General features: G+C 44.4%; 17 protein-coding genes. 15 read left to right on the plus strand and 2 right to left on the minus strand.

Going from position 1 to position 15,095, the window contains the following annotated elements:
- Positions 1-27 precede the first annotated feature (27 nt).
- The 8 genes from AC58QG_RS23950 (at position 28) to AC58QG_RS23985 (ending at position 7,583) form a co-directional block, all read left to right on the plus strand.
- Positions 28-1,122: a glycoside hydrolase family 15 protein gene (locus tag AC58QG_RS23950; RefSeq protein ID WP_497364620.1), complete on the plus strand. Its 1,095-nt coding sequence runs from the start codon at positions 28-30 to the stop codon at positions 1,120-1,122.
- Between the two features lie 47 nt (positions 1,123-1,169).
- Entirely contained in the window at positions 1,170-1,388 is a 219-nt protein-coding gene (locus tag AC58QG_RS23955; protein ID WP_436235866.1) for a DUF1540 domain-containing protein, read from the plus strand.
- A 22-nt stretch (positions 1,389-1,410) separates the two neighbouring features.
- Positions 1,411-1,812: a hypothetical protein gene (locus tag AC58QG_RS23960; RefSeq protein WP_497364621.1), complete on the plus strand. Its 402-nt coding sequence runs from the start codon at positions 1,411-1,413 to the stop codon at positions 1,810-1,812.
- Positions 1,813-2,151: 339 nt separating this feature from the next.
- Positions 2,152-3,444 carry a hemolysin family protein gene (locus tag AC58QG_RS23965; RefSeq protein WP_497364622.1) on the plus strand — a complete coding sequence of 431 codons (1,293 nt, stop codon included), beginning with the start codon at positions 2,152-2,154 and terminating at the stop codon, positions 3,442-3,444.
- Positions 3,445-3,559: 115 nt separating this feature from the next.
- Complete coding sequence (locus tag AC58QG_RS23970) at positions 3,560-4,282, plus strand: lytic transglycosylase domain-containing protein (protein WP_497364623.1); 723 nt, start codon at positions 3,560-3,562, stop codon at positions 4,280-4,282.
- A gap of 165 nt (positions 4,283-4,447) precedes the next feature.
- Entirely contained in the window at positions 4,448-5,626 is a 1,179-nt protein-coding gene (locus tag AC58QG_RS23975; protein ID WP_497364624.1) for a cysteine desulfurase family protein, read from the plus strand.
- Complete coding sequence (thiI, locus tag AC58QG_RS23980; RefSeq protein WP_497364625.1) at positions 5,623-6,831, plus strand: tRNA uracil 4-sulfurtransferase ThiI; 1,209 nt, start codon at positions 5,623-5,625, stop codon at positions 6,829-6,831. Before AC58QG_RS23975 ends, thiI begins: the two co-directional genes overlap by 4 nt.
- Before the next feature lie 71 nt (positions 6,832-6,902).
- Complete coding sequence (locus tag AC58QG_RS23985; protein WP_497364626.1) at positions 6,903-7,583, plus strand: TerC family protein; 681 nt, start codon at positions 6,903-6,905, stop codon at positions 7,581-7,583.
- 23 nt (positions 7,584-7,606) lie between these two features.
- On the opposite strand, the gene AC58QG_RS23990 is transcribed toward AC58QG_RS23985, so the two are convergent.
- Positions 7,607-8,812 carry an MFS transporter gene (locus tag AC58QG_RS23990; protein ID WP_497364627.1) on the minus strand — a complete coding sequence of 402 codons (1,206 nt, stop codon included), beginning with the start codon at positions 8,810-8,812 and terminating at the stop codon, positions 7,607-7,609.
- Positions 8,813-9,158: 346 nt separating this feature from the next.
- Between AC58QG_RS23990 and AC58QG_RS23995 the strand changes: the two genes are divergently transcribed.
- From AC58QG_RS23995 to AC58QG_RS24020, 6 genes are all read left to right on the plus strand, one after another.
- The gene (locus tag AC58QG_RS23995; protein ID WP_497364628.1) at positions 9,159-9,521 is read left to right on the plus strand and encodes a hypothetical protein; all 363 of its coding nucleotides are present in this window, start codon (positions 9,159-9,161) and stop codon (positions 9,519-9,521) included.
- 164 nt (positions 9,522-9,685) lie between these two features.
- Entirely contained in the window at positions 9,686-11,527 is a 1,842-nt protein-coding gene (typA, locus tag AC58QG_RS24000; protein WP_497364629.1) for a translational GTPase TypA, read from the plus strand.
- A 147-nt stretch (positions 11,528-11,674) separates the two neighbouring features.
- Positions 11,675-11,953, plus strand: a complete 279-nt coding sequence (locus tag AC58QG_RS24005; protein WP_497287961.1) for a YlaH-like family protein — start codon at positions 11,675-11,677, stop codon at positions 11,951-11,953.
- Between the two features lie 18 nt (positions 11,954-11,971).
- The gene (locus AC58QG_RS24010; RefSeq protein WP_497364630.1) at positions 11,972-12,409 is read left to right on the plus strand and encodes a hypothetical protein; all 438 of its coding nucleotides are present in this window, start codon (positions 11,972-11,974) and stop codon (positions 12,407-12,409) included.
- Position 12,410: 1 nt separating this feature from the next.
- Positions 12,411-12,692, plus strand: coding sequence for a hypothetical protein (locus tag AC58QG_RS24015; RefSeq protein WP_497364631.1), 282 nt, complete (start codon positions 12,411-12,413; stop codon positions 12,690-12,692).
- A 196-nt stretch (positions 12,693-12,888) separates the two neighbouring features.
- Positions 12,889-13,032 carry a hypothetical protein gene (locus AC58QG_RS24020; protein WP_497364632.1) on the plus strand — a complete coding sequence of 48 codons (144 nt, stop codon included), beginning with the start codon at positions 12,889-12,891 and terminating at the stop codon, positions 13,030-13,032.
- Between the two features lie 40 nt (positions 13,033-13,072).
- Here the strand turns inward: AC58QG_RS24020 and AC58QG_RS24025 are convergent, their stop codons facing one another.
- Positions 13,073-13,621: a YhcN/YlaJ family sporulation lipoprotein gene (locus AC58QG_RS24025; protein ID WP_497364633.1), complete on the minus strand. Its 549-nt coding sequence runs from the start codon at positions 13,619-13,621 to the stop codon at positions 13,073-13,075.
- A gap of 113 nt (positions 13,622-13,734) precedes the next feature.
- Here AC58QG_RS24025 and AC58QG_RS24030 point away from each other — a divergent pair, with 113 nt between their 5' ends.
- Positions 13,735-15,066 carry a PhoH family protein gene (locus tag AC58QG_RS24030; protein ID WP_056609685.1) on the plus strand — a complete coding sequence of 444 codons (1,332 nt, stop codon included), beginning with the start codon at positions 13,735-13,737 and terminating at the stop codon, positions 15,064-15,066.
- Positions 15,067-15,095 lie beyond the last annotated feature (29 nt).

The following is a 15,095-nucleotide window of genomic DNA, read 5'->3' on the forward strand; positions in this document are numbered from 1 at the left end:
CTTTTCATATAAAGGGGAGAAACATTTATGGAGCTAGAACGATTAGTAAGCGTTAGCAAGGAAATCATTAAGCTGAATCAACATCCTAGCGGAGGCTATGTGGCTTCTCCTCTTTTTCCACCCTATTCATATAGTTGGTTGCGTGATGGCACTTTTATTGCCAATGCCATGGATCGCGTAGGCGAAACGAAAAGTGCGGAGCAATTCTACCGCTGGGTTCATGGTGTTCTGAAGGATAAGCGTCCGCGGGTAACGGAGCTGCTGCGAAAACACGAGAATCGAGAATGGATTGACCGTTCGGAGTTTCTAGGCACGAGGTATCATTTGGATGGTAGAGATGATCATTCTGAATGGGGACACTTTCAACTGGATGGCTACGGCGCATGGATATGGGGACTTGTCGAACATATTCGCATAACGGGGCATACATCGCTTCTGGAAGAGTTCAGAGAGAGCTTAGAGATGACGGTAGACTATATCATGACCTTCTGGCATTATCCGAATTTTGATTGTTGGGAGGAATTTCCTGATTATGTCCATCCAGCGACGTTAGCTTGCCTGTATGGGGGACTGAAGGCACTAGGTGAGCTGGAAGCGCGTCCAGACTTGATTGAGAGAGCTGAACTCATCCAACATTTTATACATACGCATGCTGTTCATGAGGGGTGTTTCGTGAAGTCCATACATTGCGTGAATGAAGTATGGCAACCTGCTCATTATGGCGTTGATGCAAGCTTATTGTGGCTTGCTTTACCATTTGGGGCATGTAAGCCGGGCGACCCCGTCATGCTTCGAACGGTGCAAGCGATTGAAGCGGATCTTAAGCATGGCGGGATTCAACGCTATATCGAAGACAGGTACTACGGAGGCGGTGAGTGGATTCTGTTGACCGCGTGGTATGGTTGGATTCAGCTTGAGCTTGGGAATAAAGCAGAAGCCCAGCGTTGTTTAGCATGGATAGCAAGCCATGCTGATGAACTGGGGCGTTTACCAGAGCAAGTAGATGAACATCTTCGCGAGCCTGCCGTTTATGCGGAATGGATCGCCAAACATGGCATGCCAGCACTTCCATTGCTTTGGTCACATGCGATGTTCTTGGTCTTATCTGACAGACTAGGCTAAGCATAGATCACTCCTGAGGCGGGCAAATTGTTAAGGGGGTGATGATGATGCCAGCAGTCAAGTGTGCAGTAGCCAATTGTGAATATTGGACACAAGGAAACAACTGTCATGCAGACACGATCATGATTGAAATTGATCAGCACGCTAATGCCAGTTACAATGAAGAATTTGCTTCAGAGGAATCGTTTGATACTACGCATCATGATACTGCAACTAAAGCGGCTAATACGTGTTGCCACACGTTTAAGCCTGCGACTAAACACTAGGTATGTGTAACGCGGAGGTAGCATGAATAAAGAGGACAGTTCTTTAGACAATGCCACCAAGGAGCGATTCCAGAAGAGTCAGCTTCATATTGAAAGCGGACTCCATGCCCAAGAAGAATATGCAGCGGAGATTGCTGTACCTCATAACAGAATAAACCGAGGTTATGAACCTGCCTCGACAGTTTCTGATGAGGAAGTCGCTGAACTTGTAGAAGCTGTAACACGCAATAAAGCAGTGGGGTACGTTGCGCTGTTTGTTGCTCTGGCCTCGTTATTTGTGTGGCCGGTATTACTTGGGATTTCGGGTATTATTCTCGGTGTGATTGCTTTTGTAATGGGAAATAAGAGCTTGGGTTCTTGGTCCGTTGCACTTGGTTTTATTGCCGTTGCCGCCTATTTTTTATTGATTCCCTATTATTCATAGCTTTCGAAGCAAGCTGAGAAATCGGCTTGCTTTTATTTTTTTTCTGAAAAAAAGGTGAAAATGGGCTTAAGAATGCCATTATTCATATGTAAAAGCGCAAGAAAGGCTCATTTTAATGTGTTTACGCCCATTTGCTCGTACTATTTGGCTTCAAGTGTCATATTCGCACCTTTGAATGATTACAGTATTATTATATAATGAGTAGTGATATTTAATAAAATTAAAATCGAAAATTAAGGGAGGTGTACCTACTCTCCTGGGTGCAGTATTTGCACTTGTTAGGGGATAGGTAAGGTATTGGAAGATCCTTTGCCCGAAACGTTAATCAGTTTTCTGTTAATGTTTGGACTAGTGTTGTTAAATGGTTTTTTTGTCGCTGCTGAATTTGCTATGGTGAAAGTGCGTGGAAGTCGGATTGAATCGCTTGTCGGTGAAGGCCGGCGAAATGCGAAGTTTGCTCAGGGAATTATGAATAATCTAGATGCTTACTTAGGTGCTTGTCAATTAGGAATCACACTCACATCGTTAGGACTTGGTTACGTGGGTGAACCGACGTTTGCCAAAATTCTAGAGCCCTTATTTGCCCCATTGGGATTGCCTGACTCCGTTTTTCACACCATTACTTTTATTATTGCTTTTTCATTGATGACGACACTTCATATTACGTTAGGTGAACAGTTTCCTAAGACGTATGCGATTCGTAAAGCAGAGCAAGTTACCTTGCTTTCTGCAGGACCCATGGTATTGTTCTATAAAATGATGTACCCGTTCATTTGGACGCTGAATGGCATATCCAATTGGATGCTTCGCCGAGCAGGAATTGAGCCTACAACGGAGCATGAATCTGCACATACGGAGGACGAAATTCGAGTCCTGATGCAGGAAAGTCACAAAAACGGACTAATTGATAACACAGAGCTCACGCTTGTTGATAATATATTCGGATTCGCAGAGACGACAGCACGAGAAATTATGATTCCTCGTACGGAAATGGAATGCTTATATGCAGGACTTTCTTATGCAGAGAATTTAGCTATCGCCATCAAAGAAATGCGGACGCGATACCCTGTGTGTGATCCAGATAAGGATAATATTATCGGTTTCGTTCACATTAAGGATTTGCTGAAGCCAGATGCCAACCTGAAGGGCATTAAGAAAATCATTCGGCCGATAACGACCGTACCTGATTCCATTCATATCAGTGATCTGTTGAAAATGATGCAGAAACGCAAGAGCCAAATGGCTTTGCTGATTGATGAATACGGCGGTACTTCAGGCTTAGTAACGCTAGAAGACATTATGGAAGAGATTGTTGGTGAAATCCAAGATGAATTTGACGAGGAGCGCCCAACAATTGAAATGAAGGATGATAATACATTCTCAATAGATGGACTGTTGTTGATTGACGAAGTAAACGACTACTTCGGGCTTGAGATTGAGTCGGATGACTACGATACAATCGGAGGTTGGATTTATTCCCAAACCGAAATTCCGCCTAGCCGTAATCAACAAGTAAGCTACAATGATGAATTTATGTTTATCGTGGAAGAAACCGATCATTTGCGCATATCTCGTGTCACAGTGAGAAGATCACTGAATGACAATGAAATGCTTCAGCAGAATATTTCTTGAAAGGCAAGAGGGACAGTCTAATGACTGTCTTTTTCTTTTGGAATAAAAGGCTAGTCGTCAGGGCTCAAACCGTGTACAATAAGTACATTGAACATGAAAAAGCGAGGTCTGGACGATGAACAGCATCACGAATACAAATACGCAAAGTATTGACCCTAGAGTGTTGAAAGAGCTGCTTCAGCTTCAGACGTTGAGTAAATTAAGTCTGTTCTCGAATGACGCTTCAGCTTCAACTTCAGATGATTCGAGTGACTTTAGTGAACTATTAAATACATTGATGGGACAAGGTGTAGGTACGGGGACTGACACGGACACTCTGGACACATCAGTACTTCAACAATCGTTAGGTAATCTACCAAGCGCATTAGGCGCTTTGAATAAATCATATACACCTTTGCAGTCTATCCCTCACGTAACTTCCGCAGCACAGTTTGAAGGACTGATTGGGCAAGCTAGTCAGAAATACGGTGTAGATTCTTCCTTGGTAAAGGCAGTTATCCAACAAGAATCATCTTTTAATCATCAGGCTGTCTCCTCAGCTGGTGCCAAAGGGTTGATGCAACTCATGGACGGGACGAGCAGTGGTTATGGGGTAACGAACCCATTTGATCCGAAACAGAACGTAGAAGCTGGCACTCAATTCCTAGGCAGTTTGCTTAAGAAATATAATGGCAATGAGGGCGTTGCGCTTGCTGCATATAATTCGGGGCCAGGTCGTGTCGATCGCTTAGGTATCAAGACAGATCAGGATCTGGTGAGTAAGATTCAGTTCTTACCGAAGGAGACGCAAGCATACGTCTCGAAAGTACTCGATCATCGTCGCAATTTTGCTCTGTAATTGGTGTAACAAGGGGCTGATTTTCGCATGTGTTATGCGGAGATCGGCTTTTCGCATTTTAGCTAACTTACTTGAGTTCTCACTGGTTATAAGCTTTAATAGTGAAAGGTATCCGAAGAGGCAAAGAACAATTAGTTAACGGGTATGAAGGGGAATCTGCAGACCATGCTTTATTTGGATTACGCGGCAACGTCGCCGCTTTATGAAGAAGTGATTGATACCATCGCAGAAGTGATGAAGTCTCATTATGGGAATCCATCCTCGATCCATCGTTTAGGTGTGGAAGCGGAAAAGCTTCTGCAGAGTGCGAAGGGCGTCATTGCATCCGCGATTGATGTAGCGTCGAATGAAATTATTTGTACGTCCGGAGGGACTGAAAGTAATAACTTAGCGATCAAAGGTGTAGCCTACAACTATCAACAACGTGGTAAACATTTGATTACAACGCAAATCGAGCATGCTTCGGTGAAGGAAGTATTTGCCGAATTGGAGCAGGAGGGCTTTAGAGTCACCTACTTACCAGTCTCTAAGACAGGCAGAGTAAGGCTAGAGGATCTTCAAGCCGCGATTTGTGAGGATACGATTCTTGTAAGTGTCATGTATGTGAATAACGAGGTTGGTACGATTCAACCCATTCAAGAAATAGGACGTTTCCTCGCTGGGTATCCCAAAATAATGTTTCATGTGGACGCAGTACAAGGCCTTGCTAAGCTGCCTTTGCAGCCAAAGGCATGGGGAATTGATCTCTGCAGTGCTTCAGCGCATAAATTCCGAGGACCAAAGGGTGTAGGGTTTCTGTATCGGAGAGCGGGCGTACAGCTCAAACCACTGCTGGCTGGAGGGGGACAAGAATATGGCGTTCGCTCCGGTACGGAGAACGTCCCTTTAATTGTGGGTATGGCGAAAGCGCTGCGAATGAGCATGGACAACCAAACATCGAAAATGTCCCATAAATATAAGCTTAGAGAGCAATTGCGAGCAGGTATTACAGCAATACCAGAACTTGAAATAACGGGTTCCACTGTGGATCAAGAGATGTCGCCTCATATCATTCACTTTGCTTTTGCAGGCATGAAGGCTGAGGTTGTTGTGCATGCGCTAGAGCAGAAAGGGATCTACATCTCAACTAGATCTGCTTGCACATCCGGAGAGTCAGAACCGAGTGAGGTAATGTTAGCTATGGGCATCAGTCGAGAGTTAGCCATTAGCGGCTTAAGAGTAAGCTTATCTGATGAACATCACATGCAAGATATCGAGCAATTTCTACGCTCATTACAAGAGGTGGTACAGGAGCTTGCTCCCATGAGAAACCCATCCGTTATCCAAAGGGGGAAGCGAAGATGAAACCGGATTGTTTAATACTGCGTTTTGGCGAAATGATGCTTAAAGGTAAAAATCGCAACCGTTTTGAACGGAGCGTCATGATTCAAATTCGTAAAGTTTTGAGTTCTTTTCCTGACGTTAGGTATATTCCTGAGTTTGGACGCGTATATGTGGAGCTAGGGGGTGCCGCTTATGAACAGGCTTCTGCTGCCTTACAGCGAGTTTTCGGACTTGCATCCTTCAGTCCAGCGTATCATGCGCCACTAGAACTTCAGGCGATTCAAGAAACGGCGCTGCGGATGATGCAATCACTTCCTAAACAACCAGCGACCTTTAAGGTTACCGTGCGCAGAGTCAATAAAACTTTTCCGCATGACTCACAGCAAATGAATTATTTGGTTGGCGGCTATGTGCTTCAAGCAATTCCGGGGTTACAGGTGGATGTTCGAAAGCCTGAGGTAGAGTTGCGAGTAGAAATCCGAGAGGATAAGGTGCTTTTATACGTAGAAGTTATTGCAGGGGCTGGGGGATTCCCGTCAGGAACAAGTGGCAAAGCGCTGCTAATGCTGTCCGGAGGTATTGATAGTCCTGTTGCAGGTTGGTTAGCGATGCGGAAAGGATTGACGATGGAGGCTATTCATTTCCATAGTTACCCTTACACTAGTGAGCGCGCAAAGGATAAGGTCATTGAGCTTGCGCATCAGTTGGCAGGCTACACTGACGCCATAAAGCTTCATATGGTGTCCTTCACGGAGGTTCAAACCTCCATTCATCGTGCGTATCAAGATAATCTGCTGGTCACCCTTATAAGGAGGGCCATGTACCGAATTGCAGAACGAATTGCGGAACGAGAAGGACTTGGAGCTCTAGTTACAGGTGAGAGCTTGGGCCAAGTTGCTAGTCAAACCCTGCCCAGTCTCCATGCCATTGGACGTGTGGTTACGCTGCCGCTTCTACAACCGTTGATGATGATGGACAAGCAAGAGATTATTGGCCTTGCTGAATCGATTGGAACCTTCCCTATTTCGATTTTACCTTATGAGGATTGCTGTTCCTTATTTCTTCCACCGTCACCAAGCACGAATCCTAATCTAAGTCTGGTGGAGAAGTTGGAAGCTAGCATGGATTTTCTAAATGAGCTCATAGACAAAGCAGTTTTAGAAACAGAAACCATTGAAATCGTGCATGGACAATTGAAAAAGGAATCTAATGCCCACTTATTCTAACTCTTCTCTGCAGCTGTGATCTCCGTTATTCCAATCACTTGCTCTCCATGTTCGACAGGAGGACGTGAAGCATGATTGATGCGCTCTTTTTATTTCTACAAATAATGTTAATTAATATTGTGCTTAGTGGCGATAATGCCGTTGTCATTGCCTTAGCCAGCAAGAATCTCCCGCTCGAACAGCGCAAGCTTGCGATTTGGTGGGGGGCGTTTGGAGCTATTGCACTGCGTTTGATACTGACGCTCGTTGCAGTAAGTCTGCTTACGATTCCGTTTATCCAGGCAGGCGGTTCTATCTTGCTCTTATGGATTGCGATTAAGCTTCTTACGGATGAGGATGGGCATTCGAATGTCAAAGAGGCATCAACGCTTGGTAAAGCAATTTGGACCATTATTGTCGCGGATTTCGTCATGAGTTTGGACAATGTACTAGCCATTGCAGCCAAAGGAAATGGTAATAATACTGTCATTATTTTAGGTATAGGGCTGAGTATTCCGATTATTATTTGGGGTAGTACACTCGTTATGAATTTATTGCAGAAATACCCGATCTTGGTCTATATCGGAGCGGGGATATTAGGTTACACAGCAGGGGAAATGTTTGTAAAAGATGAGAAGATGATTGATTGGTTGCTGCATGATTATGAATTTTTGCATGTTTGGATCCCTATCATGGCGACCATTGTTGTAATTGCGTCAGGTGGTATCGCCAAAGGGGTACGATTGTTTCAATTCAAGACACGGAATGAATGAGTGCTTAGCACGCTGACCTTAGGTCAGTGTGCTGTTTTTTTTTGCCAAGATAAAGCCCAGAATGCCCACCCATAGATCAATAAGAAAAGGATGATTAATGCTATGGAGTATCGGTACATCATGGCATAACTGCCACTCCAGTTAGCTAAGGCTCCAAGCGCCATGGCGCCTAGCCCAATGCCAAGATCGTTGGCTGAGAAGAAGGTTCCATTGGCAGCGCCGCGTCGCTCAGACGGAGAACGCTGAATCGTCCATGCCTGAAGGGCAGGTTGGATCGAACCAAACCCAACGCCATAGCATAGGGCTGCAATAGCTAGGCTAGTATTGGAATGCGCATAAGAAAGCAACAACAAACCTGTAATCGTGAATGCCGCGCCAGGAAGTAGAACCCACTCTGGTCCTTTACGATCAAAGAGAACCCCAGTGATTGGACGAACTAGAAGAACCATACTGGCGTTGCAGAGAAAGAATAAACCAACATTTGCGATACCGGCTTCTATGCCGAATAAGGTAATGAAGGTGACAATCCCTCCGTAACAAATTGCTGTGCATAGGAGCAGGACAGAAGGGAGAAGCGCGGTCTGTTCCCATAGGCGATCCACAAATCGAATACGTTGACGAGATTTTGATGTCGGAAGGGGCTTCGGATATGTAATGAAAAGTGAGCTGAACAAAGATAATATGGCAAGTATAGTTGAAAATAAAAGGACATAGGAAAACCCTAACGATTGCATAACCCATAATCCCGTGAGAGGGCCGACTGCCATAGCCAAGGTGTTAGATAGCCCGTAATAGCCCATTCCTTCACCGCGCCGCTCTGGAGGGATAATATCGGCGATCACAGTCCCTAGGGACGTTGTCGATAACCCCCAGCCGATACCATGAACAAAGCGTGCTGCCAGAATTAGTGTAACAGCAGCGATATACGAGTAACCGGCAATAGTTAGGGCGCAAATCGTTAAACCGACGAGAAGGACATGTTTTCTACCTAATAGATCTAATGCTCTTCCAGCGAAGGGGCGTGTAAGAAGGGAGGAAATGGTAAAAATCCCGATTACAAGTCCAACCTGCACATTGTCTCCACCTAATTGGGAGAGATGAGTAGGAATCGTAGGAATAAGCATTTGAAAACTGAAAAACAGCAGTAAATTGGCTAACGCTGTGATCAGAAACGCTTTTGTCCAGAGTGGTTTTCGTTGTAGTTTGTTACTAGTAAGAGTTTGCTCCATGATACCTCCCCATTTGAACAGTTGAAGCCCTATGAACAAATACAAAAGGGCTCTGTGCGTGCCTTAGTATACCCCGACAAATGGATTTGAACGCAAAATGGGAGCGCGATAAACACCTAGCATTTTCCTGATAGGTGAGATAAAATAATTGTTGAAAGGTGTCGAGTGAGATAACAAGTAGAAGTGGCGCCTTTTTTACCTTTTTACATTATAAGGAGGGATTCGTATCGCTAGAAATAGCTACTCCATTGGTATTTTATTTATTGGCTTGGCTGTCTTATTGCTTTTAGGCAAATTAGGTTTTTTTCAATTGCTTTTATCCTTTTTTTGGCCACTTGTACTACTCGTGCCTGGACTGCTTTTTCACTTCTTGTATTTCAACCGTAGATTACCAGCTGGCGTGCTCGTCCCTGGAGGCATCTTAACAACATATGCCCTCATGTTTTTCTTTTGCAATTTATTTGGCTGGGGTTCAATGAGCTATATTTGGCCAGGGTTCGTTCTGGGACCAGCCATTGGTTTATATGAGCTTCATTTATTTGAACGGGGCAGTGATCGCGGCATTTGGATCGCAGCTATGGTGTTAGGGATCATATCAGCAGCCCTTTTTGGTTTGACCATCCTTGTTAAATTAGGGATTTATGTAATCGCTTTGATCCTTGTCATTGCTGGTCTTTCCATGATTTTCCGAAAGCGGCGATTGTGGTGATCTCGCCACTTTCCAGTTAAAAGTTTTGATTCCTGTGCCTTTTATCTTGCATAATGTCGAGAAACTGCGTATACTAAGGGTAAATGTCAAGCGTCGGCGCTTATGTCCGACGCTTGTTTTATGAACAGAGACGAAAATTATAGGGTAGAGAGGGTTTGACATTCATGCATGCAAGAGACAAAATTCGCAATATTGCCATCATCGCACACGTTGACCACGGTAAAACAACACTCGTAGATAAATTGCTTCAACAGTCCGGTACATTCCGCGACAACGAGGCTATTCAAGAAAGAGCAATGGATTCCAATGATCTAGAGAGAGAACGCGGTATTACCATCCTTGCCAAAAATACGGCGATTAACTATAAAGACTATTTGATTAACATTGTAGATACACCTGGACATGCTGACTTCGGCGGAGAAGTTGAACGTATCATGAAAATGGTAGACGGTGTATTGTTGGTTGTTGATGCTTTCGAAGGCACAATGCCACAAACAAAGTTCGTTCTACGTAAAGCACTTGAAAGCAACCTTTCCCCAGTCGTAGTAGTAAACAAGATTGACCGTCCAAACGCTCGTCCACAAGAAGTTGTTGATGAAGTGCTTGACTTGTTTATTGAGCTTGGTGCTACGGATGAGCAACTTGATTTCCACGTGGTATATGCATCTGCATTGCAAGGAACTTCAAGTCTTGATCCAGAGAAACAAGATGATAACATGGAAGCAATCTACGAAACAGTCGTTCAACACATTCCAGCTCCTACGGAAGATGTTGAGCAACCACTTCAATTCCTTGTTACATTGATGGATTACAATGAGTACTTGGGTCGTATCGGTGTAGGCCGTGTGAACCGTGGTAAAATCCGTCAAGGTCAAACAGTTACGGTTATGACACGTGAAGGCGGACAAAAACAAGCTAGAATCGAGAAGCTTTTCGGTTTCACAGGCTTGAAGCGTATTGAGATTGAAGAAGCAGCTGCAGGGGACATCATTGCCATTGCAGGTATCAAAGATATCAACATTGGTGAAACGGTGGCTGATCCAGCGAACCCAGAAGCACTGCCAGTATTGAAAATCGATGAGCCAACGCTTCAAATGACATTTATCGTAAACAACTCGCCATTCGCAGGTCGTGAAGGTAAATGGGTTACTTCCCGTAAAATTCGTGAGCGTCTATACAAAGAACTTGAAACAGACGTAAGCTTGCGCGTTGAAGATACAGATAGCCCAGATGCATTTATCGTTTCAGGCCGCGGTGAGCTTCACTTAGGTATTTTGATCGAAAACATGCGTCGTGAAGGCTTTGAATTACAAGTTTCCAAACCAGAAGTTATCATTCGTCAAATCGACGGACAAAAAATGGAGCCGATTGAGCGTTTGATCATCGACGTTCCAGAAGATAGCATGGGTTCCGTTATGGAAAGCCTAGGTTCACGTAAAGCTGAGATGGTTAACATGATCAACAACGGCAGCGGAAACGTTCGTCTAGAGTTCTTGATCCCAGCACGTGGATTGATCGGTTACAGAACGAACTTCTTGACACTAACGCGCGGTTACGGAATTATGAACCATGCGTTCGACAGCTATGGTCCTTATCAAGGAGCAAACGTTGGTGGACGTCACGAAGGCGTACTTGTTTCCAGCGAGTCAGGCGTATCCACATTGTACGGAATTCTTTCCGTTGAAGATCGCGGTATCTTGTTCGTACATCCACAAACAGAAGTTTACGAGGGCATGGTTGTTGGTGAGCATACACGCGACAACGATATCATCGTTAACATTTGTAAAGAAAAAGCGGTAAACAACATTCGTTCCGCGAACAAAGAAGAAACAGTTAAAATGAAAACTCCACGTATGTACTCTTTGGAGCAAGCGCTTGAGTATTTGAACGATGATGAGTACTGTGAAATCACTCCGAAATCCGTTCGTATCCGTAAAAAGATTTTGAACAAGAGCGAGCGCGAGCGTGCTGAGAAGAACCGCAAAATGGCGGAAGCTAACGCATAATTCACAAAGTATTCGAATAAAGGGAAATGTCGGCTTTCTAGCTGCATTTCCCTTTATTTTATTGTCGTTTTAAGGGATAATGAGGAATGACTTACTTTGGATGATTTAACTTAATTAATGAAATGGAGTGTATGTTCGTTGACTGCCTTGAATGAATGGTTTGCCAATCACCTCTTCATCACGTATCTATTAATCTTTGTATTCATGTCCTATGTATACAATAAAGTGTTTCGTACGCGCAAATTGCCTGTTCTCAAAGCTGCTCTTATCTATGTGTTGCTAGCGATCGGGTCTGTCATGCTGCTTGTTTTTCAAATTGTAGGATTGCCTATTGTACTTTGCTTAGCGGTAGCTATTTCTCTAATGTTTATGGTGAGAATTCGCTATTTTATTGAAAAAAGAACCGGCAAGAGACCGACTTCATAGTAGGGAGGCCCATGCCTTATGAACCATTACTGGATAACACCTATCCTCGGTTATTCGCCGCTTGTGTTAGGCGCGGAGCGCATAAATTGCCTATCGGATTCAGAGTTTGAAGCATTCCGCGAGCTTGCAGGTCGTCATCATCCTCGTTTGCTTGCCATGTTTAAATCAAGTCTGCTGCTGAGCGATGAGGAAGAAATGTGTGGATCAGACCTCGTAGAATTGGATTTAACGCATGAAGGTGACATTGTGTTTGATGGTAAGCCTTTTCATCTTTCGCACTGTGCAGAAGCCTTTCTGGACCGTTTGTTGAATAGGCGTGAGGCGAAGGCCTTGGTAATGGCGATGGACGAACAAAAGGAAGCTAGCTATGGGATGCATGACGTGTGGATAAAACAATGGTTGGATTGGTTAGATGCTGGCTATGATATTGTTCTACTAAGAGAGGATGGACGCTGAGATGAAGCTAGGGGATGCTTTTTTCAATTGGCTGCAAATGCATATCGTGTCCCAGGCTCGTCCTGAGGATGAAGCGGCGAAAGAAACGTTGGATTTTTTCGCACTTATTTTAGTAGAAGATCACGGGGTTAGTAAGTTAGAAGTTCTTCCTATAGATGATCCGATGAAAATATGGATTGGCTATGAACAGGAAGCCGAATATCATAAGCATTGTTTCGATCGTGAGAGTGCCGAGAAGCTGTTAGATGATATTAACTCGAATCCGATTTACAATAATCAATAACCGTTTAACGCTGTGAATTACAAGTGAATTACGGACATAACTTTAACAAATCAACGTACACTAAATTATATCTGGGCAATAAGGAGTGCCTGCTTAAATGAAAATAGATACATAATGGTGGAACGCTTGGCACTCGCTATGCTATACTGTAAGTGTAAGGAGCGTTTTCAACCACCTAGTAGGAGGCGCAAACGATATGGCTGAACTTCTGACAGCTGCACCGATGCAATGGATAGATAGCGCCCACATGATCATTAAAGCTGAATATGCGAAAGCTTGTGAGAGCCGAGATGCCCTTTTTTCACTCGGCCAAGTTTTTGATGCGATAAAAAAAGCCTAGATCTGCGTATGCAGTCAGGCTTTTTGTCATCTTCAGCGAGTTATCGGGCTGGAACCTGAGGGCTATTCCCATTAGGACCTGCATTATCGATATCTGGATCATTGCGAATATCTCGGGGCAGTTGTGGCATAACGCGACCAACGATGTCAGCCATCTGTTCTGCAAAGCCTGTGATCGGTCTTCCTGCTTGAATGTTATCCCGGATGTTGCGCAAGCGTTGATCTAGATCCATATCAGCTGTGACGATCGCATTCACACCATAAGGATCCTTCTTCAGGGCCTCAGCAACCGAATATTTGACGGTTCCGACTTTGGCGCGATCAAGCTCCTTCTTAATGTTAATGCCGACGACGGCTGTATTGCCGAAGACCACGCAATGTGCGCTCTCAACTTGAGGGATACTCAATGCTAGGTTTTCCAAATGCGCTGCAACTGCCTTAGAATCTTTGATTTCAAGCTTTTGCGGAGCAATTTGTTGAACTTTTACTTGTCTTTGATTCGTATCTTGAGAGGGGGCACCACTTTTCGGCGCTTGACTGCAGCCTACCGCGAGGATCAATATCAGTCCGCATACGTATATTAGTCTCACCAGAATCGTTCCCTTCTTTCCTTGAATCTCGCGTTTAGTTTGTCCTGTACGGTTAGGTTGTATGTATGAATATAACCAATGATCTAACGCCAAATCTGGGAGGGGACACACCAATGAAAAAAATTTACGTGTTAGATACCAATGTACTGCTTCAGGACCCTAATGCTTTATTCGCATTTGAAGATAATGAAGTGGTCATACCCGCCGTGGTGTTGGAAGAAATCGATTCTAAGAAACGAAATGCGGATGAAATCGGTCGCAACGCCAGACATGTCTCGAGATTGCTAGACGGATTAAGAGCCAAAGGCAATTTATCTGATGGTATAACACTTGGGCATGGCGGCAGTATTAAAGTGGAGCTCAATCATCGCAGCTTTGCGAAGCTGCAAGATACGTTTGCTGAATTAACGAACGACAATCGCATTCTAGCAGTTGCACTAAACTATCATCTGGAAGAACAAGAAAATGATGTGGCTCGACCTGTCGTTATCGTAAGTAAGGATACGTTGGTTCGAATTAAAGCGGATGTACTTGGTATACCTGCACAGGATTACCTAACAGATCGGATTGTGGCTCAAACCGATATGTATACCGGCTATATCACACTCTTTGTTCATCCTTCCATAATTGATGAATTTTATTCGTATCGCTTCTTAACCGTTACTTCACTTAACTTGAGCTACATGCTGCATCCTCACGAATTCGTGATCTTGCGTGATGAGCTCGGCTCTTCCAAGTCCGCATTGCTCAAAGTTACACCAGATGCCAAAAAGCTTGAGCCGCTTTACATGAGTAATGATCCCATCTGGGGAATTGCGGCGCGAAATGCGCAGCAGCGAATGGCACTTGAGCTTCTGCTCAATGACGATATCCCGCTCGTCACCCTAACTGGGAAAGCGGGTACAGGTAAAACGCTGCTTACATTAGCTGCGGGGCTCATGAAAATTGAGGATGATCGTAAATATAAGAAGTTGCTGATTGCTCGTCCGGTCGTCCCGATGGGCAAGGATATCGGTTACCTGCCTGGTGAAAAAGATGAAAAGCTGCGCCCTTGGATGCAGCCGATCTACGATAATTTGGAATACTTGTTCGATACCAAAAAACCAGGTGATATTGAAAAAATACTCGCCGGTCTAGGTAGTATTCAAGTGGAGGCGTTAACTTATATTCGCGGGCGGTCCATTCCTGGGCAATTTATTATCATTGATGAAGCTCAGAACCTTTCCAAGCACGAAGTGAAAACCATCGTATCTCGCGTAGGTGAGGGCAGTAAAATCGTTCTCTTAGGGGATCCGGATCAAATCGACCATCCATACCTAGACGCTTCAAGCAATGGGCTTACGTATGTGGTAGAGCGCTTTAAACAGGAAGGTATCAGCGGACATATCACACTAGAGCGCGGCGAACGCTCGCATCTGGCTCAATTAGCAGCTGATTTGCTCTAAATAGAGAAAAGCCCACATCAGTCGATGTG

Source organism: Paenibacillus sp. J22P169 (assembly GCF_059691995.1).

Bases quoted from the DNA above. Each gene is read 5' to 3' on its own strand.
- AC58QG_RS23950 (WP_497364620.1), top strand. From the start codon at position 28: ATGGAGCTAGAACGATTAGTAAGCGTTAGCAAGGAAATCATTAAGCTG.
- AC58QG_RS23955 (WP_436235866.1), top strand. From the start codon at position 1,170: ATGCCAGCAGTCAAGTGTGCAGTAGCCAATTGTGAATATTGGACACAA.
- AC58QG_RS23960 (WP_497364621.1), top strand. From the start codon at position 1,411: ATGAATAAAGAGGACAGTTCTTTAGACAATGCCACCAAGGAGCGATTC.
- AC58QG_RS23965 (WP_497364622.1), top strand. From the start codon at position 2,152: ATGTTTGGACTAGTGTTGTTAAATGGTTTTTTTGTCGCTGCTGAATTT.
- AC58QG_RS23970 (WP_497364623.1), top strand. From the start codon at position 3,560: ATGAACAGCATCACGAATACAAATACGCAAAGTATTGACCCTAGAGTG.
- AC58QG_RS23975 (WP_497364624.1), top strand. From the start codon at position 4,448: ATGCTTTATTTGGATTACGCGGCAACGTCGCCGCTTTATGAAGAAGTG.
- thiI (WP_497364625.1), top strand. From the start codon at position 5,623: ATGAAACCGGATTGTTTAATACTGCGTTTTGGCGAAATGATGCTTAAA.
- AC58QG_RS23985 (WP_497364626.1), top strand. From the start codon at position 6,903: ATGATTGATGCGCTCTTTTTATTTCTACAAATAATGTTAATTAATATT.
- AC58QG_RS23990 (WP_497364627.1), bottom strand. From the start codon at position 8,812: ATGGAGCAAACTCTTACTAGTAACAAACTACAACGAAAACCACTCTGG.
- typA (WP_497364629.1), top strand. From the start codon at position 9,686: ATGCATGCAAGAGACAAAATTCGCAATATTGCCATCATCGCACACGTT.
- AC58QG_RS24010 (WP_497364630.1), top strand. From the start codon at position 11,972: ATGAACCATTACTGGATAACACCTATCCTCGGTTATTCGCCGCTTGTG.
- AC58QG_RS24015 (WP_497364631.1), top strand. From the start codon at position 12,411: ATGAAGCTAGGGGATGCTTTTTTCAATTGGCTGCAAATGCATATCGTG.
- AC58QG_RS24020 (WP_497364632.1), top strand. From the start codon at position 12,889: ATGGCTGAACTTCTGACAGCTGCACCGATGCAATGGATAGATAGCGCC.
- AC58QG_RS24030 (WP_056609685.1), top strand. From the start codon at position 13,735: ATGAAAAAAATTTACGTGTTAGATACCAATGTACTGCTTCAGGACCCT.